This window comes from Bacillus luti, from assembly GCF_001884105.1.
In the GTDB taxonomy this organism is placed as follows: Bacteria; Bacillota; Bacilli; order Bacillales; family Bacillaceae_G; genus Bacillus_A; species Bacillus_A luti.
Window position 1 is genome coordinate 1 of sequence record NZ_MACI01000025.1, and the last position, 19,245, is coordinate 19,245.

Below are 19,245 nucleotides of genomic sequence, written 5' to 3' on the forward strand. Positions count from 1 at the left end.
ATCTTTGTTTATATTTCGTTCTTTCATACCATTAGAAGCTACAAAAAGCTCTTTTAAACCAACATCCACACCAATCGACTCATCGGTTAGTTCTTGTAATTCAAAGTCTTCTTGGAACCCTACACTCATCCACCAGTGACGACCATCAAATGTAACTCTTGGATTGGATGTTTTTTTGTTTTTTGGTAATTGTTGGCTTGTTTTCACTTCTCCAATGGACTGAATATAAACTACTTTCTTTCCTATAATCAGTCTTTCATAATTGGCATAAAATCCTTGCATTAAATCTTTTTTGGATTTATAAGAAGTGTGAGAACCATTTTTGTACTTTTTGAACGAATTTTTTCTCGCCTTATCAAAATCTTTTGAAGCCTGTTTGGGAACTTGTGCATTGATGTCATTTAACCACTCATATCTCTTTCGCTTTTTGATCTTTGTAAATCGTTTCTGTAAAGCTAACTGTGAAACAGATTTTCCAAATAGCTTATAGTATCTATCACTCATTCTTTTACAATAGTTATAAGCGAATCTTGCAGCACCAGCATGGTTTCTAAGCACTTTTTCTTGTTCAGGCGTTGGAATTAGTCTGACTTTCTTCGCCAATATCATCAGAATGTAACTCCTTTAATGAAAGATTTGTTCTTCTGAATCGTAGCGTGTTCCACCAGCATTCTCCTAAGACTACTCGGATACAAACCTGTTAATTCCGATACTTGACTAACTCGTAAAAATTTCATTATTATTCTTACCTCATTGAATCTAATTTAGCACATATGTTCGATAGGTTCAATGAGGTTTGATAGATTTAATTAAATTTATCTCGTTCAACTAAGGGCGCAATTCCTTAGCCAGTTCTCTTATGAACTTCTCCTGTTTTCACATGAGCGCAGACTATATGTTTATCTCTTTAGAGATAGAGGATTTTTCCATCACCATAGGCTTGTGATGTACTCTCGCCAGTTATACGAGATAGTCGTTGAACGTTCATCTTATCCATTTTGACTTAGATGATTCGAGGCGGAAGACCCATTGTTCTAATGTTTAGGATTTAACCTTACACCATCTGATTGATTTTTTCTGCTTTCGCGACATTCACGCTCGCTATTTCTAGCCACGTTGTAGTTCAATCAGCTTTAGGGATTGCCCGCAGTTAACCCTCACTACTAGCCAATCACTTGACTAGCAGGGCTTACTGATATATTTAATTAACTTTAGTTATAATTGGTTAAATAAATCGTAACAGTTGATTACCCTTTTCACGAAATTGGAAAAGTGTCACTCCGCCATCTAACGCTTCTTTCAATACAGCTAGCGGATCCTTCATGCAATTATTACTTCCCATAATAAAATACACTTGTAATAGCTTAGACATTTTATCTATTTCAATGCGTGCCATTTCTTTCACTCCCTCTTACTCTAACTCCTCAATCTTTCCATACTTCTCAATATCATCTGAAGTTGTATTCGCTAATTGATTTAAAAATTCAATTTGGAAACTACCAGGACCTTTTTCTACTGTTTTAGCCGCTGCTAGTTCCGCTGCGACTCCATAAAATGTTAATGCCGCCGCGGCTGCCTTTACGTAATCTTTTTCTACCGCGGTAAAAGCTCCTATTACAGAAGTTAGTAAACAACCTGTTCCCGTAACTTTCGTTAAAATAGGATGACCATTTCGAATAAGAACAGTTCGCTCTCCATCTGTAACAACATCTTCTTTTCCAGTAATTACCGCAACTGTATTCAATTCGTCTGCTGCCTGTTTTGCAATACTTACAACATTCCCTTGTCCAGCACCAGCATCTACCCCTTTAATTTCCCATCTCTCATTAATAACGTTCGCTATTTCTGCTGCATTTCCGCGGATAACAGCTAAATCTATTTCAGCTGGAATATGTCTCGCAACTTCTGTTCGATACGACGTTGCTCCTGCACCAACTGGATCAAACAACACAGGTACATTGTTCATATTTGCTGCTTTACCAGCAAGTAACATCGCTTCTACTTCCTCAGGACGAAGTGTCCCCATGTTTAATACTAAAGCTCCCGCAATGCTAGCCATTTCTGCTACTTCTTCTTTTGCATACGCCATTACAGGCGATGCCCCTAACGCTAACAAACCGTTAGCTGTAAAATTTGTTACAACAACATTTGTAATATTATGAACGAGCGGATTAGAATCTCTTACTAAATCCACTACTTTACTAATTTCTTGTACATTCATTTTTTTCATCTCCTAACTATAATGGTGGGAGATACACAAAAAGACACTTTGCGTACGCAAAGTGTCTGAATATGTGCTTTTACACTCTCCCTACGCTGGCATTATCCAACAGGTTCAAATGGTCAATGACGGATTGATAGTCATACTCTCAGTTTGCATCCACAAACTCCCATGTGTTTATTATTCATCTACTTCAAAGTCTACTCTTATTCTAATAAAATAACAAGTTCTTTACCTTTCCGTCCTTAAAATGACAATACGGTCTGAATAACAAGAAACAAATTTTTTTGCTATTTTAATAGAAACATCTTCAACACCATTTTCATTTCCATTCATCAAAAAGCATTCAAACTTCGCGCGTAACTGAATCTCAAGAAGATGTATGCTATATTTAACGTATGGAATTTTGAAAGGATGTTTTAAATATGGTAAAAAGCGTTGTAATCGCTGAAAAACCTTCCGTTGCACGAGATATTGCTCGCGTACTGAAGTGTGATAAAAAAGGAAACGGCTATCTTGAAGGTAGTAAATATATTGTAACTTGGGCTTTAGGTCATCTCGTTACATTAGCAGATCCAGAAAGCTATGATGTGAAATATAAAAAGTGGAATTTAGAAGATTTACCGATGCTACCGGAGCGTTTGAAATTAACTGTTATTAAACAAACTGGGAAACAATTCAATGCTGTGAAAAGCCAGCTACTTAGAAAAGATGTAAGTGAAATTATTGTAGCGACAGATGCTGGACGTGAAGGAGAATTGGTCGCTCGCTGGATTATTGATAAGGTTCGCATTAATAAACCGATCAAACGTCTATGGATTTCATCTGTTACTGATAAAGCGATTAAAGATGGTTTTGCAAATTTAAAACCAGGTAAAGCATATGATAATTTATACGCTTCAGCTGTCGCACGTTCAGAAGCTGATTGGTATATCGGTCTTAACGCAACTCGAGCTTTAACAACTCGATTTAATGCTCAGCTAAATTGTGGTCGTGTACAAACACCTACTGTCGCTATGATCGCTAGCCGTGAAGATGAAATAAAGAACTTCAAAGCTCAAACTTACTACGGTATCGAAGCTCAAACAACGAATCAATTAAAACTAACTTGGCAAGATGCAAACGGTAATAGCCGTAGTTTTAATAAAGAAAAAATTGATGATATTGTAAAAAATCTAGATAAACAAAATGCCACTGTTGTGGAAATTGATAAAAAACAGAAGAAGTCATTCTCTCCTGGTCTTTACGATTTAACTGAATTACAACGTGATGCAAATAAAAAGTTTGGTTATTCTGCTAAAGAAACTTTAAATATTATGCAAAAGTTATATGAACAACATAAAGTGTTAACGTATCCTCGTACAGATTCACGTTACATTTCATCTGACATCGTTGGAACACTTCCAGAACGTCTAAAAGCGTGTGGCATCGGAGAATACCGTCCTTTAGCACATAAAGTATTGCAAAAGCCTATCAAGCCTAATAAATCATTTGTTGATGATAGTAAAGTAAGCGATCATCACGCAATTATTCCAACAGAAGGATACGTTAACTTCTCAGCCTTCACAGATAAAGAGCGTAAAATTTATGATTTAGTTGTAAAACGTTTCTTAGCTGTTTTATTCCCAGCATTCGAATACGAGCAACTAACGTTACGTACAAAAGTTGGCAAGGAAACATTCATTGCACGCGGGAAAACAATCCTACATGCCGGTTGGAAAGAAGTATATGAAAATCGCTTTGAAGATGATGATGTAATGGATGATGTAAAAGAGCAACTTCTACCTCACATTGAAAAAGGTGATACATTAACTGTAAAGTTAATTATGCAAACATCAGGTCAAACAAAAGCACCTGCACGATTTAATGAAGCAACTTTACTTTCAGCAATGGAGAATCCTACAAAATATATGGATACGCACAATAAACAACTTGCTGATACATTAAAATCGACTGGTGGATTAGGTACTGTAGCAACGCGCGCTGATATTATCGACAAGCTATTCAATTCGTTCTTAATTGAAAAACGTGGCAAAGATATTCATATTACTTCAAAAGGCCGTCAGTTACTTGATTTAGTACCAGAAGAGTTAAAATCCCCTACACTAACTGGTGAATGGGAACAAAAACTTGAGGCTATCGCAAAAGGTAAGCTAAAAAAAGAAGTATTCATTTCTGAAATGAAGAACTATACGAAAGAAATTGTTTCTGAAATTAAATCGAGTGATAAAAAATATAAACATGACAACATTTCAACGAAGTCTTGTCCAGACTGCGGCAAACCGATGTTAGAAGTAAACGGTAAAAAAGGCAAAATGCTTGTATGCCAAGATCGTGAATGTGGTCACCGTAAAAATGTATCCCGCACTACAAACGCACGCTGCCCGCAGTGTAAGAAAAAATTAGAATTACGCGGTGAAGGCGCTGGCCAAATTTTCGCATGTAAATGTGGCTATCGTGAAAAACTTTCTACATTCCAAGAAAGACGTAAAAAAGAATCTGGAAACAAAGCTGATAAACGCGATGTTCAAAAATATATGAAACAACAGAATAAAGAAGAAGAACCATTAAACAATCCATTCGCGGAAGCATTAAAAAAATTAAAATTTGATTAAACAAAAAGGTTCCTACCACTATCGGTAGGAACCTTTTATTTTAATGAATGATTTTACTTCCTTTTGCGTTCTCAACAAACTTTTCACTCGATTTATTAATTGGCTTTTTCAGTAATAATGCAGCGACAACCATGATTACTACGAAAGCAGTTAGCACGAGTAAATCTCTAGTTACTATATCCCAAAGCATTCCACCTACTGTTTCACGAATTGCACTAATTGCATATGTGAACGGTAAGAACGGATAAATTGCTTGGAAGAATGGTGGTGTCATTTGAATTGGGAACGTACCACCCGATCCTGCTACTTGCAGTACAAGTAAAATAATTGCCATCGATTTCCCAACGTTTCCGAAAATAGAAACGAGTGAGTATACGATACAAACGAAGACTCCACCAATAAATAAACTAAATAACACGAACCAGAACTTATCGACCACGTACGTACCGAGTAAGAATATATCTCCCATTGATACGATAAACGCTTGTGAAAGACCTATCGTTAAGAATGTTAATAAACGTCCGAAGTAAACTTCATGGCTCTTATAATTCGCGCCCTCTTCATGTACTTCTACTGTTAATAATGAAACCATTAATAATGCGCCTACCCATAATGCAAGCACCGTATAGAATGGTGACATTGCTGAACCGTAGTTCGGCATCGCAAATAATTTATTCTCTTTTAAATTTACTGGATTCGCAAAGTAGTCACTTTGCTTTTCAACATCATTTTTCAATAGGCGTATGATGTCTTTTATATCCTCTTCTGATTCAAAATCACGAATTTTATCTGCTAATTCTTTAATCTTTTTCTCAGTAGCTGGCATTTCAGCTTTAATATCTGCTAATTTCTTTCTACCGTCTACTAAGCCTTTTGATGAATCTTCTAGTAATTTTTTAACATCTGGAAGCTTTTTGTCTGCATCATTTAAAATTTGAGTTGTATTTTTCGACATCTCTTTTGTACGAGCAATTGCTGTATTGAAACCTGGTACAATTTCTGAATCATACGTCGATAATACATCTGTTAATTGAGCTGATCCGCCTTTCGCAGCGTTGTTAATACTTTCAATTACATCTTTTGTAGGTTTCTGGCCATTGTTAAGAAGTGTAATTCCCTTATTCGTTGCCTCTACACCTTTTTGCAAGCTACTTTTCGCCTTATTTAATTTTGCAATTCCATTATTAAGGTTTTTATCACTATTTACATCTGCTAAAACCTTATTTGTACTTTCTAGAACCGGAATCATATCATCAATTAAACCGATTCCAGATTGGAATTGACCATTTAAACTTTTTAAGGCCTCCTTCGAACCTTCTAAACCATTAACACCTCTATTTTGCACATCCTCTAGTGCTTTTTGGACACTAGATTTAGTACTTTCAAGACCATTTTTCGCTTTATCATAATCTGCTTTTGCATTGTCGTATATTTCATTTGCATCAGCTTTAGCTTGATCTACTGTGCTAACTGCTTTTTTATAATCTGCCACAAATGTTTCGTTGTAATCTTTTTCAGCTTGATCAATTAATGCATTTGCTGCATCTAATTTTTGATTCGCTACATCTGTTACATCTTTCTTTACTTCTTGTCCTGTACCAATAACATTTACGATATCTTTAATTCCGTTATTCGCATTTTCCATACCGCTTTTAAGCTTAGTTAAGCGATCTACTCGACCTTGGAAGAAGTTTTTACCAAAATCAGTCGTCACAGAGTTTTGAAGTTCAGTAAATACATTAATAAGATACGCTATGCCATCTGTACGAGCTTGTAATTGATCTGATACAGCATTTAAATCTTTCTTTGCTTGTTCTGGATCAAATTTCCCATTTTGCAATCCATTTACAACACTTTTCCCATAAGCTGTTCCTGCACGTGATGAACTTAAAACATTATTGACTGTTTGATTAATATTTTGCGCTATGCTCTTATAACCATCACTATTCAATTTAGAAAGATCCGGTCTTGCAGGGAATTCAGGTAATCCATTCATTCCAGAGAAATCAGGGATATTTAAGTCTACACCCGGATTCATTAAAAAGTCAGTAAATGCAGCTGCACTATCCATAACGCCTTTTGCTGCTACTAAATCATTTCTTATCGTTCCTGGAGCGTTTTTCAACGTTTGATCTTGATTCGCAAAGAACTTATCTAAATTTGCCAATGCTTCTTGCCCATCATTTATTACACTCTCTACAACAGGTAAATCTTTTTGTGCTACTTTCACAATATCTTCTGCTCGAGTCGCATCATCTAACGCCTTATCCATGAGTGTATTCATTTCTGGGAACTGAGCTTCTAATTTAAATACAAGATCTTTTACTTTCTCGATACTTGGTAAGTTCGTTTCTAAATCGATTCCAAGGTCATTGAAGATTTTAAAAATCTCACCGTTTGCTGTTTTAACAAAGTTTTTACTAATCTCTTCTGTAAGACCCGATGCACCTTTCGCTGTAATCTTCGGTGCAATAGCATTTACCTTTTCATTTACGTAATAATCAATTTCCGGTTTCTGTGGATTTTCATTCAAGACTGTTGCAATCTTTTCCGAAAAATCTTTTGGGATAGTAATACTTGCAGAATAGTCTCCACGCTCTACTCCATAAATTGCTTGCTTTTCATCAACAAACTTCCACCCAAAATTTTTGTCCTTCTTAAGTGAATCTACAATTTCTTCACCAATGTTAATGTCTTTTCCTCTTAAATTCGACCCAACATCTTGGTTAGAAACTGCAATTTGGATTCCTTTCGTATTTCCGTAAGGATCCCAAGAAGCTTTAATGTTAAACCACGCATATAACGATGGTAAAACCATCAAACCTAATACAATAACAATCGCAGCCCAATGTTTGGCCACATTCCGTAAGTCTGTCTTATAAATACGCCAAATCTGTTTCATATAAGTTATCACCTAATTATATATTTTTCCTTCTTTAGAAAATGATGCATACATTTTGCAATTATATCACTTTCTACATCGTGGATTAAACGAAAACATACTATTATTCCCATTAAATATTTCACTTACTTCATTATATAACGAAGTAAAAAAAGTATGCATACAAAATGACCAAATTAGTTTTACATTCAGTAATAACAAATATATAGGAAATGTCATAAAAAATACAAGTATTTTCTCTTGGAAATACTTGTATTTCTAAAAAAATCCTCACAGATTTGTATTATCTGTGAGGATTTCTTCTATTATATATCTAATTGAACCTCTACACCGAAATGGTCTGAAATTACATTTCGGTTTATACCATTAAAAATGACTTTCGAAGAACGAACTGTTTTACCTTGGTTACACAGTATTAAATCGATTCGCAAATTATGTTTATTTTCATCCCAACCAGCAATCTCGCCTTGGACAGTTGTTCCTTCGTCCTTATCTATCGCTAGTTCATATGTGTCATACAAACCTTTTTGCATCGTATACTCATAACCCTCGCCTTCCAAACGAGCATTGTTATTAAAATCACCCATTAAGAAGGCAAGCTCATTATTATCTACACGCTCCATCAAACGATCGATTTGACCTTTGAATGACTCTTCTTCATCATTCCACCAACCGAGATGGCAAGAGTAAAACGTTATATTCTTACCATTATAAGCAATTGTTGCACTTACAATTTTACGTGTTTTCCAATACGTTGTATCTTTGTTTTCTGATACAAAGAACGTATCTTCTTTTATAATACTATGTTTTGTTATAATCGCTAATCCTTCTTCGTACACGTCATAACCAATATGAGAGAAATCCCAAGTAATATTGTAATCTTTTACATGTAACGCTTTTAACTCTTCTAATAGTAAAAGTCCAAAATTATCTTCTTTCTTGTTACCGCATACATTTTTAGCCCCTATCGACTGACTTACCTCTTGCAATGCGATGACATCGTACTCTTCTTCTTGAATGACTTTAGCAAGATATTTTATCTTTTCCATTTGATTCTCTTCTTGCCAAGAGTGACAATTTAAAGTTAGCAATTTCATATTATTACGCACCTAACATATCTTGAATGTCTGACTTTAATACGTCAGCTTTCGGACCATACACTGCTTGTACACCTTTATCTTTTACGATTAGTCCTAAAGCACCATTTTGTTTCCACTGTGCTTCTGGTGCAACAACATCTAAATCTTTTACTGTTACACGTAAACGTGTCATACAAGCATCTACGTCAGCAATATTATCTTTTCCACCTAATAAATCAATAACTTTTGTTGCTAATGAACCATCTTGTACATTTCCTGTTCCTTCTGATGCCTCATCTTCATTATCAATATAGTTACCTGCACGTCCTGGCGTTGGTAAATTGAATTTTTTAATTAAGAAATTGAATAACGTAAAGTTAAGACCGAAGAACACTAATGAAACAATGACAAAGTTGATTAAGTCTCTTGTTAAACCTGCGTTAACCATCATTGGCGTACGAGTAATTAACTCAATAAATCCAAATGCGTGAACACGTAAATCAATTAAATCTGCTAATGCGAATGCAAGTCCTGTTGTAATAGCATACACAACATATAATACTGGTGCAATAAACATGAACATGAATTCAATTGGTTCTGTAACACCTGTTAAGAATACTGCTAATGCAGCTGATAAGAACATTGGTTTATATTTTGCACGTTTTTCTTTATCAACATTACGGAACATCGCGAAAGCAATACCCATTAACGCTGCTGTTGAACCGATAACTTGTCCAGCTTTGAAACGAGCTGGTACAACATTATTTAATAGATCGTTATATGCTTTTGTATCTCCACTTGCTAATAAGTTATTTAAATCTGTAATCCATGCAAGCCATAATGGATCTTGCCCTGCTACAACTTGTCCAACTTTTGAGCCAGTTAACATCGTATATGTGCCGCCTAGCTCTGTGTAGTTCATCGGAATCGTTAACATATGGTGTAAACCGAATGGTAATAGTAAACGCTCTAACGTTCCATATACAAATGGTGCGACAACTGGTGCACTATCCTTTGAAGCTGCAATCCAGCGACCGAATTCATTTAATCCACTTTGGATGAATGGCCATAAAAGTGATAATACAATCGCAGTGACTGTAGACCAAACAATTACAACGAATGGTACGAATCGTTTTCCGTTAAAGAATGCTAATGCCTGTGGCAGTTTGTTATAGTTATAATATTTGTTATATAAAGTAGCTCCTAAGAAACCTGTGATAATCCCTACGAAAACTCCCATGTTTAATGCTGGTGCACCAAGTACAGAAGTAAAGTAATCTTTTACAATTAAATCTCCTGCTAATACTGAAGAAACTTTCGCTTTTGAATCCGCTAACATTTCAGCGTTTACGCCAAATATAGCTCCTGTAATTCTGTTTGTTAAGACGAATGCTAATAGCGCTGCGAATGCACCACCTGCGCGATCCTTCGCCCAAGATCCCCCAATTGCTACTGCGAATAAGATGTGTAGATTTGTAATAATTGCCCAACCGATGTCTTCCATTACGCGAGCGATTGTATGAACTGCGTTAATATCCCCAGCAGACATCCCAATTAACTTACCGATAGAAATCATTAAACCAGCTGCTGGCATTACAGCTACAACAACTAATAATGCTTTCCCGAACTTTTGCCAAAAATCAAAAGACGTAATTTTCATCTGTTCTTCCTCCCCTTTATTTATAACAACATAATGATTTAAATTATAATTTCTGTTTCCTTTATGAAAACGATTCCTTATGTTACTTTTCTATCTTTACGCAACCGTTTTCATAAATCTATTTTAATAAAAGCGTTTTCACTTTGCAATAGAAATTTATTTTTTTTCATAAAAAAAGATGCTCTAAGAGCATCCTTTTTTATTATGAAATGCGATAAACCCTTGTTTCATAAGGATTTAACGTGATTGTAGTTACTTGTTCATGTTCCGCAACTTCATAGTTATTTAAAAGCAAACGTTTGCGTTCTAGTCCGAATAAACCCTCATTATATACAGCTTCCTCTTTTGAGATATTGCTAATTACAATGATTTTTTCATCGTTTAATGTACGAGTATATGCATAAATTTGCGGATCATCTTCTAAAAGTAAATCGTACGTACCGTAATTCAGTACATCGTGTTCTTTTTTCAAGGCAATCATTTTCTTATAGAAATTGAAAATAGAGTTCTCTTCATTCTTTTGCTTTTCAACATTAATTTCTTTGTAGTTTGGATTCATACCAAACCAAGGTGCACTTGTTGTGAATCCAGCATTCATCTCATCGCTCCACTGCATAGGTGTACGTGAATTATCGCGGCAAGAAGCCCATATAATTTCCATCATATCTTGATGGGATACACCCTCTGCAATTTTCTCGCGATATAAATTTTTAATTGCTACATCATCGTAATCTTCAATATTTGGGAATTGAACATTTGTCATCCCAATTTCTTGTCCTTGATAAATAAACGGTGTACCGTGCATAAAGAAATACATTGCTCCAAGAGCTGTTGCACTTTCACGCCAATATTGTTTATCATCTCCCCAAGTTGAAACGATACGTGGCTTATCATGATTCTCAATATATAAAGCATTCCATCCTTTATTTTCTAACCCTTTTTGCCATTTCGTTAATACCTTTTTCAACCCTACAACATCAAGATCTTTCTTCTTTTCTGCATCCCATAAGCTTAAATGTTCGAATTGGAATACCATATTGAACTTACCTTGCTCTTCTCCAACCCAAAGCTCAGCATCTTCAATCTTAACGCCATTCGCTTCACCAACAGTCATAATATCGTACTTAGAAAATGTATTTTCTTTTAACTCTTCTAATAAGGGTTGAATGCCATCCACATTCATATGTTTATCAAAAGATGGCACATACTTTAGTTCTTTTGGATTTGGCATATCTTTAAAGCCATCTTCTTTTTTAATATGGCTGATTGCATCCACACGGAAACCATCAATTCCTTTATCAAGCCACCAATTAACTGTATCGTATAAAACTTCGCGAACTTCTTTATTCTCCCAGTTTAAATCTGGTTGTTTACGCGAGAATAAGTGTAAGTAATATTGTCCTGTTACTTCATCATATTCCCATGCCGAACCATTAAAAATACTTTCCCAGTTGTTTGGTTCCGCACCATCTTTACCATCATGCCAAATATACCAATCACGCTTCGGATTGTCCTTAGATGAACGAGACTCAATAAACCATGGATGTTCATCACTTGTATGATTAATAACTAAATCAATAATAAGCTTCATATCACGTTTATGAACTTCATCTAGTAAAGCATCAAAGTCTTCCATCGTACCAAACTCATCCATGATATCTTGATAATCACTAATGTCATAACCATTATCATCATTAGGTGACTTATACATTGGACAAATCCAAATTACATCTATACCTAAATCTTTTAAATAATCCAGTTTTGCAATAATACCTTGTAAATCTCCAATACCATCACCATTTGAATCCATAAAGCTACGTGGATAAATTTGATAAGCAACCGCTTCTTTCCACCATGTCTTATTCATAGTCATTCTCTCCTTTTGCATCCCATCGGAAATTTTTATGCAAACGTTTTCGTAACACTATCATAACAAAATATGGAGAGTTTGCAACGAGAATTTTTTACACTACTATTAAATATCTACATTCCATTACGAAATCATCCCCTATTTCATTGTTATTGCAGAAGTTTTATTATTGCCAGATCTGATTAGCTTACTTCCTTTAATATAAAATAAGACCATGATTATTGTGCATCTTCCACTTATCTTCTTTGTTTCACTAAATTTTGATGTAGTAGTATCAATATCTATTAATGTAAAATTTTCACTTGTCACATGAAATGAGTCCAAATATGAAGGTATTAAAAAAGGTGATCCCTATTTTCATACAGAGATCACCGTCTTAAGATTACATTATTTTTTAATACCCTTATAAGGGGGAGCATTTCAACTTCCTTCTCCAAACAATTCCTTTTATTACCTATATATTTTAGCGTAGTTTCCCTGCTTCGTCTTTTTTCCTCTTTCTTCTTCTCATGTAAACAGAAAGTAAAGATACAACTAAAATAAAGATTGGAACAGCTACCATCCAATCTTTGGACGTAGATGGTTTTGAAATCATTTCTTTTTCTTTTTCTTCATAAGGAATTCGATGTCCTCTAATTAACAAACGATGTGTATTCACACCATAGGGAGTACATGTAATTAAAGTAGCGTAATCCTTATTTTCCACAATTAATAAATCATCTACTTCATGCGGCAACACAACTTTAATTTGATCTACTTTATAAGCAAGGACCTTATCTAATGAATGAATATAAAAAATATCCGATTCCTTCATTTTATCTAAATCAGTAAATAATACTGCAGAAGGCAAACCTCGATGCCCCGTTAAAACGGTGTGTGTGCTTGTTCCACCTACTGGCAATGAGGATTTATCTAAATGACCTACACCGCGACTCAAAACTGCCTCTGAAGTCCCTTGATAGATTGGAAGCTTCACATTAATCTGAGGTATCTCAATATACCCCATTGTATCGCCTAAATTTAAAGCATCTGCATAAGAATTTTGATTATCTTTTTGTTGTTCAGCAAATGGATCTGAAAATGTTTGCCCAGAGTTTTGAACTTGCTTATTATGCTCATCCGCCTCTTTTTCTCGACGTTCGAGCTCTTTCTTTTGAAGGGACTTTACAGCTTCATCATAGGAACTAACTTGAGAATAATGTGTTCTTGTCGCGAACCAATCGCTTACAGTTGGATACAAAAATATACCTAGTCCTAATAAAAAAATGCATCCAAAAAAGATATTTTGTTTCATAGTACCCCCTTTAAGTATTTAAAAATATTAAAAAGAGGAAAGCTATTCGCTTCTCCTCTTTTTATGCTATATCATTATCATTTTCTAAAACCTTAATTTTTCGCTGTATTTCTTCTGAAGAAAACAAATGCTGCTACAGCCATCAACACAAGACCTACTACAGTAAATAGCATTGTTCCTATACCACCTGTTGAAGGGAGTACCCAGCCACTTTTATTATTCTTTACTTCTAATTCAATCTTTTTTTGCTCCGCATTAATTGTTACATGAATTGGATCTCTTAATTTTTGATAAGAAGCTTTTGTACCATCTTCTTTTTCATAAGTTGGTGCTTTCGTTTCAACTACTTGATAGTCTCCGTATGGGAGGTTATTCCATGTGATAATACCATTTTCATCAGATACACCTTTTACTTCTTGCTTTCCAACTACTACCACATTACCTTTTTTATCTTGTAATTCGAATTCTGCACCTTGTAATTTCTTATTATCAGCACCATCAACTTTCGTCAACTCAATGCTACCAGCAGTTGGGACAACAATTACCGGCTTAGATTCTTTTTGATCTTTTACATTATTATTATTTTCAAAATTGATTGTTGCTTTATTTTTAATTTCCGTTCCAGCTGCTACGTCTTCTTTAATCTGTGATTTAATTTGTAAATGCAACTCTTTTTTCCCATTTAATTTTGAAAAATCTTTCACAGTCGCTGTTACTTTTTGACCTTCTACAACTACTTCTACCACACTTGAATCTACTTCTACACCATCGATGTACACAACTGGTTTTCCTTGAATTACTAATCGATTATCTAACGTATCTGTTACAACATACTGTTTATAGTCTTTAATATCTTCTGGAATTAATGTTTTAATATCATAGTTATAATCTGTTTGTGTATTAATCGGTAAGAACTCTAGATCCTTATTAATCTTTTTATCAATCGTTGGCTCTTCATAGTTCTTTACTTCCACAGTCTCTACTTTACCAGATGTAATTGAACCATCTTCATTAAGAGTACCTGACTCAGTAATTGAGAATTCATGTTTTGTTAGATCTTTAACATAACCTTTTGGTGCTTCTTTCTCTTGGAAATAATACTTACCATACTCTAAACCTTCTACACGAATTTTACCATCTGTACCTGTTACTAACTTTTCTTTAACTACTTTACCATCCTCTGTATATAAAGAGAATTCTACACCTGAAAGTACTTTATCTTTCGCGCCTGTTTTTGTTAGTTCTACTGCTCCACGTTTGATTTCATTCTTTGGATACATGTGAACATCGTAGTTTAGCACATCGCCCGTTTTACTTGTCATTGGAATGTCAACTGTATACGTATGTGGATTTAAGTTAACATGCTCTGGTCCAGCAACTTCTTTTACTTCATAACGTCCTAACGATAAATCTGTAAATACTGCCTCACCTTTATCATTTGTTGTCATTTTGATTGATTCTGCGTTTGTTACAGGCTCTACATTTTCCTTTACAATCTTTCCATCATTTGAAATCTTTTCGAATGACGCAATTTGCTTAATTTCAAATGTTACACCTTTTAATGGATTAACCTTTTCAGGTAAAGTTTGATTCGCAGAACCATCACCGTCTACACCTGGCTCCCCATTTTTTTCTTGTGCGTACTTATGAATGGTTAAAGAACCTGTATTTTTTGATGCTGCACTCACAAACATACTAGGCAACATAGAAAACGTTAATGCCAAAATTAAAAGCATACTGAAAATCTTTTTCATATTATTCTTCCTCACTATCTCTATAAATTTTTCAATTTAAAACTCTATTACTTATTCCTTTTATTTCGAACATATAAGAACACAACTAGTAACATTAAAATCCCACCGATGGAATAGAAAATGCCTGTCCCTATACCTCCCGTTTTCGGGATTTCCCACTGACTCTTTTGATTTTCTATTGTTATTTTGTGTACTGATGATCCAACTTCTACTGTAATTGGCTCTTTCAAAAGCATATAGCCATCTGGGGCTTGTACTTCTTTAATTGTATATTTTCCGAACAGTAATGGATTAGAAACTGCGTTACCATTTTCATCTGTTGTTAATTTCCCAATCTCTTTACCATCTTTGTCTAAAATCTGAAACACAGCATTTTTTAATTTCAGATTGACATCTGTAGCATCGACCTTCGTAATTTCAATTACACCTTTTTCTAGCAATTCATTTTCAACGGTCTTCTCTATCGGCGTTTTTGTGTCTTTCGTTATTTCAAAGTCGTATGATTTATTATCTAGTTTATAACCTTCTGGAGCTTCGACTTCAACTAGCTTATATTCACCAATTGGTAAATCTATTGCCTTAGCTTTTCCATCTTCACCTGATGTAATTGTTTGAATGACATGATTATCTTTATCCCGGACTTCGAAAACAGCACCTTTTAATGGAATGTTGCTGCCTTTTTCTACTTTCGTAACTTCTAACTCTCCAGCACCAACTATATCTTCAACTAGTCCAGCATCGATTGTCATATTATGTTCATCTTCACCAAGTTTGATTATTTCTGAATATCCATCTTTATCAACATTCGAATCAATTCTTTCATCGTTACCAACGTTTTTATTTGTCCATTTGTAACCATCTGGCAACTTAAATCTCACTTGGTATTCACCCGGATCTAAATTTACAAACTTGTAATAACCAGGATTTCCTTTTTTGTCATTACCAGTTCTCGTCATACTAATAACTTTTCCATCTTTATCTAATAGCTCTACGACTACACCATTCACGCCAGTGTTTCCGTCGTTTTGAATACCATCTTTGTTTTTATCTAGCCAGACGTAATCTCCTAATGAGCTCTTTTTCGAAGCTTGTAATTGTACACCCACTCGGTTTGGCTCTGCTGGTTGAATCCAATTTCCTGTTACATCATTTATCGCACTGTATCCAAAGGAATTCCATGCAATTCCTGCCGAAGCATCCATATCAACAGGTGCACGCATTGACCATTCTAGTGTCGCTGCTTCGCCTGGATATACAAGCTTATTCTTATCAAATTCAAATTTAACTGCCGTTACTTTTGTTAAATCCGCCGGCGGCTCTAAAGACCAATTCGGATCATTTGCACCATCTGGATTCACAAAAGCATCATTTCCTTGAATTAAATCATCACGCTTAGGTTTTGAAACAGTCGTATAATAAATCTTAATGAAATCACCGTCAGTAAGTTGGATTGGTGATGTTAAGTATGGGGTCCATTTGCTACCACGCTCTTGTGAATGATTCTTCGTTTGTAAAACTGACTGGTCACCCTCCGCAGGGAATATATCAATTAAGACACCATTCCTAACAGCTACGGTCCCACCATTTTCAATTTTCAAGCGATATTTCACTTCTCCACCTGGTACTGTTGTTGCTACTTCTGGTGAACCTTTCCAGCTATCGTCTAATTCACCTTTTACATATTTAATTGATTTTAAAGATTGCTCTTCTTCAATCTCAACAGCATCTTGACTTTCAATAATTGGGTCATTTATATCATCATCACCATCAAGATCATTTTCATCTTTTCCTGTTGGTTGTCCCCACTTGTCTGCAGATACTATTGTTGAGACATTAGACATTAAGCCCGCCTTATTATAGTACTTGCCTGCCATCGCGAAGTTATTAACCTTTACTTTAAACTTAACAGTCACAGCGTCTCTCGGTGAAACATCTAATTCAGGGAAAGTCCATCGTAAAAGGGTTCTTCCTTTTTCTTTATAGTTCGGAATCGTTTCCACCTTTACTTTTTTTGCATCATAAGGTTTTCTATCCCATTCATCTTTAACGACAGCAAATGTCTCCGAACCTGGAACATATTCTAACCCCTTTGGTAACCAATCTACAATTATTGGTTGTTTTAAAGGTGTAGAACTCCAATCAACTTTACCAGTTAATTCAAATTCTACTTCTTCTCCCTTGATATACTTTTCTCCAGGCTTTGTTAACGCCTTTTTCTTAAAAGTAACCTTTGCTTCAGGATTTTCTTTTACTTTTACTTGTGCTGTCGCTTCTTTTATATAGTTTTTTCCATCAATATCATATGAAATATGTGCGGTATTTTTCAAAATACCTTCTTTAAAGTTCGGATCATCCACTTTAAACATTAACCATGCGCCATAACTCATTTTAAAATCTGCAGGCACTTTACCAAATTCATATCGAATTCCGGTTACTTTATCACCTTCAAATAATGATAAAGAAGAAACCTCTAACCATTCTCCGTTCGTATTACCACGAATCACTTTCCATTCTTTCCACTCTGGATTATTCTTCGTTTTGTATAAAATCTTATATTCACTTACACCTGAAAATGCACCTGTATGCATTCTCGTAAAATGAAGTTGTTCATCAAAACGGTCATCTTGAAGCACAAAATTATCAATTTCCTTAGAATATTGATTTTGAATGTTAGATAGTGTAAAAGCAATTTCTTCTTCTTTACTGTACTCAGACTTTTGGGCAGCCTTTCTCAGATCTGAAAAAGCTTGCTCAGGAGGAATAACAGGAGGTTTTTTATTTGATATTTCAACATACGCATGTGTTTGTTTTGTTAATTCCTCTTCCCCTTTTGGCTTTAGTTTTGCCTCAACTCTATTTAGAACTTGTTGATTTTGATCCTCACCAAAATTTTCCTCTGGGAATTTAACCTTAACTTTAACAACTTTCTCGCCTTCTACATTTTTCAAATCCCATACGACTGTATGTGAATTCGCATCATATTTCCCATTATCACTAGCTGATATAAACTGGGCTTCTTTCGGTAGTAGATCTTTTATTGAAAGCGAATCAAGTGTAGTAGGTCCACTAACATGTTGAGCACGAATCGTGTACTCGACTTCTTCTCCTGGCTTAATCGTCCACTTATTAGGAGTTTTACGCATTTCCCACTCTGGTTTCTTAGGTGGTTCAGGTGGTACTTCTTTTTCATACGCTACAACCGTTACTTCATTAGAAGTTTTGCCTCCTTGATCAGATACAAAATCCGCTACAGCTGTAGCTTTCGTTCCATTTTTTGTTCCTTTAGGAAACTTCACTGTAATAGGGACTGCTTTAGAATCTCCATTGGGAAGGGGCTCTTTAAAAGTATAAATAACTGAATGCGTTTCTTTATCGTATACTGCATCCGTACCACTAATTTTCCCATGTCTTACATACTCGACTTCAGGTGGTAGTTTAACAACAATTTTTGCATCTTTATGCCCACCTTCTAATCCAAATGTACTTAAATCAAGTTGATATACAAAATCTTTATCTACATTTTTTTGCGAACCATCTCCGCCCTCAACCGAAAGCTTTAAGCTGACATTTGCTTCTTTGTCATATGTTTCTGCTGCTACAATATGTATAAATGGCTGTACAATAATTTGCATTACCATTAAACAAATGACAAATATACTAATCTGTTTACTCTTCATACTCACACCTCTCTATTAATCTCCTTAACAACAAAGAGATTGGCTATTTCTTCGAATACCATCCGCCTTGAGCCTAAGAACAATAAAATGGGCCATCTTAAAACAAACATCTTATTATCTGATAATTGGGCAAATAAAAAAGGATTGTCGGGTTGCAAATACAATTTGCAACC

Annotated in this window: 10 protein-coding genes, 1 pseudogene and 1 riboswitch; of the genes and pseudogenes, 1 reads left to right on the forward strand and 10 read right to left on the reverse strand. The window is 35.0% G+C overall.

What is annotated here, in order from left to right; genetic code table 11:
* The 3 genes and pseudogenes from BAQ48_RS06840 to thiM all read right to left on the reverse strand — a co-directional run.
* Positions 1-609, reverse strand: a 609-nt coding sequence (locus tag BAQ48_RS06840) for an RNA-guided endonuclease InsQ/TnpB family protein (RefSeq protein WP_084064454.1), incomplete at its 3' end; no start/stop codon positions are given.
* A gap of 640 nt (positions 610-1,249) precedes the next feature.
* Positions 1,250-1,396 (reverse strand): annotated as a pseudogene (gene thiE / locus BAQ48_RS06845) (thiamine phosphate synthase); the annotation flags it as partial.
* A gap of 15 nt (positions 1,397-1,411) precedes the next feature.
* Positions 1,412-2,221 carry a hydroxyethylthiazole kinase gene (thiM, locus tag BAQ48_RS06850; RefSeq protein WP_071710496.1) on the reverse strand — a complete coding sequence of 270 codons (810 nt, stop codon included), beginning with the start codon at positions 2,219-2,221 and terminating at the stop codon, positions 1,412-1,414.
* Positions 2,222-2,291: 70 nt separating this feature from the next.
* A riboswitch (TPP riboswitch) is annotated at positions 2,292-2,404 on the reverse strand.
* Between the two features lie 242 nt (positions 2,405-2,646).
* Here thiM and topB point away from each other — a divergent pair.
* Positions 2,647-4,836, forward strand: coding sequence for a DNA topoisomerase III (topB, locus tag BAQ48_RS06855; protein WP_071710497.1), 2,190 nt, complete (start codon positions 2,647-2,649; stop codon positions 4,834-4,836).
* Positions 4,837-4,876: 40 nt separating this feature from the next.
* On the opposite strand, the gene BAQ48_RS06860 is transcribed toward topB, so the two are convergent.
* The 7 genes from BAQ48_RS06860 to BAQ48_RS06890 form a co-directional block, all read right to left on the reverse strand.
* Positions 4,877-7,738 carry a YhgE/Pip domain-containing protein gene (locus BAQ48_RS06860; protein ID WP_071710498.1) on the reverse strand — a complete coding sequence of 954 codons (2,862 nt, stop codon included), beginning with the start codon at positions 7,736-7,738 and terminating at the stop codon, positions 4,877-4,879.
* Positions 7,739-8,043: 305 nt separating this feature from the next.
* Entirely contained in the window at positions 8,044-8,835 is a 792-nt protein-coding gene (locus BAQ48_RS06865; RefSeq protein ID WP_071710499.1) for an endonuclease/exonuclease/phosphatase family protein, read from the reverse strand.
* A 4-nt stretch (positions 8,836-8,839) separates the two neighbouring features.
* Complete coding sequence (locus tag BAQ48_RS06870) at positions 8,840-10,477, reverse strand: PTS transporter subunit IIBC (protein ID WP_071710500.1); 1,638 nt, start codon at positions 10,475-10,477, stop codon at positions 8,840-8,842.
* Between the two features lie 202 nt (positions 10,478-10,679).
* On the reverse strand, positions 10,680-12,344 hold the full coding sequence (locus tag BAQ48_RS06875) for a glycoside hydrolase family 13 protein (RefSeq protein ID WP_071710501.1): 1,665 nt from the start codon (positions 12,342-12,344) through the stop codon (positions 10,680-10,682).
* A gap of 466 nt (positions 12,345-12,810) precedes the next feature.
* On the reverse strand, positions 12,811-13,641 hold the full coding sequence (locus BAQ48_RS06880) for a class C sortase (RefSeq protein WP_071710502.1): 831 nt from the start codon (positions 13,639-13,641) through the stop codon (positions 12,811-12,813).
* Between the two features lie 92 nt (positions 13,642-13,733).
* Positions 13,734-15,395, reverse strand: a complete 1,662-nt coding sequence (locus BAQ48_RS06885; protein ID WP_071710503.1) for a SpaH/EbpB family LPXTG-anchored major pilin — start codon at positions 15,393-15,395, stop codon at positions 13,734-13,736.
* Positions 15,396-15,442: 47 nt separating this feature from the next.
* On the reverse strand, positions 15,443-19,072 hold the full coding sequence (locus BAQ48_RS06890; protein WP_071710504.1) for a SpaA isopeptide-forming pilin-related protein: 3,630 nt from the start codon (positions 19,070-19,072) through the stop codon (positions 15,443-15,445).
* Positions 19,073-19,245 lie beyond the last annotated feature (173 nt).

Bases quoted from the DNA above. Each gene is read 5' to 3' on its own strand.
- topB (WP_071710497.1), top strand. From the start codon at position 2,647: ATGGTAAAAAGCGTTGTAATCGCTGAAAAACCTTCCGTTGCACGAGAT.
- thiM (WP_071710496.1), bottom strand. From the start codon at position 2,221: ATGAATGTACAAGAAATTAGTAAAGTAGTGGATTTAGTAAGAGATTCT.
- BAQ48_RS06885 (WP_071710503.1), bottom strand. From the start codon at position 15,395: ATGAAAAAGATTTTCAGTATGCTTTTAATTTTGGCATTAACGTTTTCT.
- BAQ48_RS06880 (WP_071710502.1), bottom strand. From the start codon at position 13,641: ATGAAACAAAATATCTTTTTTGGATGCATTTTTTTATTAGGACTAGGT.
- BAQ48_RS06865 (WP_071710499.1), bottom strand. From the start codon at position 8,835: ATGAAATTGCTAACTTTAAATTGTCACTCTTGGCAAGAAGAGAATCAA.
- BAQ48_RS06860 (WP_071710498.1), bottom strand. From the start codon at position 7,738: ATGAAACAGATTTGGCGTATTTATAAGACAGACTTACGGAATGTGGCC.
- BAQ48_RS06875 (WP_071710501.1), bottom strand. From the start codon at position 12,344: ATGAATAAGACATGGTGGAAAGAAGCGGTTGCTTATCAAATTTATCCA.
- BAQ48_RS06870 (WP_071710500.1), bottom strand. From the start codon at position 10,477: ATGAAAATTACGTCTTTTGATTTTTGGCAAAAGTTCGGGAAAGCATTA.
- BAQ48_RS06890 (WP_071710504.1), bottom strand. From the start codon at position 19,072: ATGAAGAGTAAACAGATTAGTATATTTGTCATTTGTTTAATGGTAATG.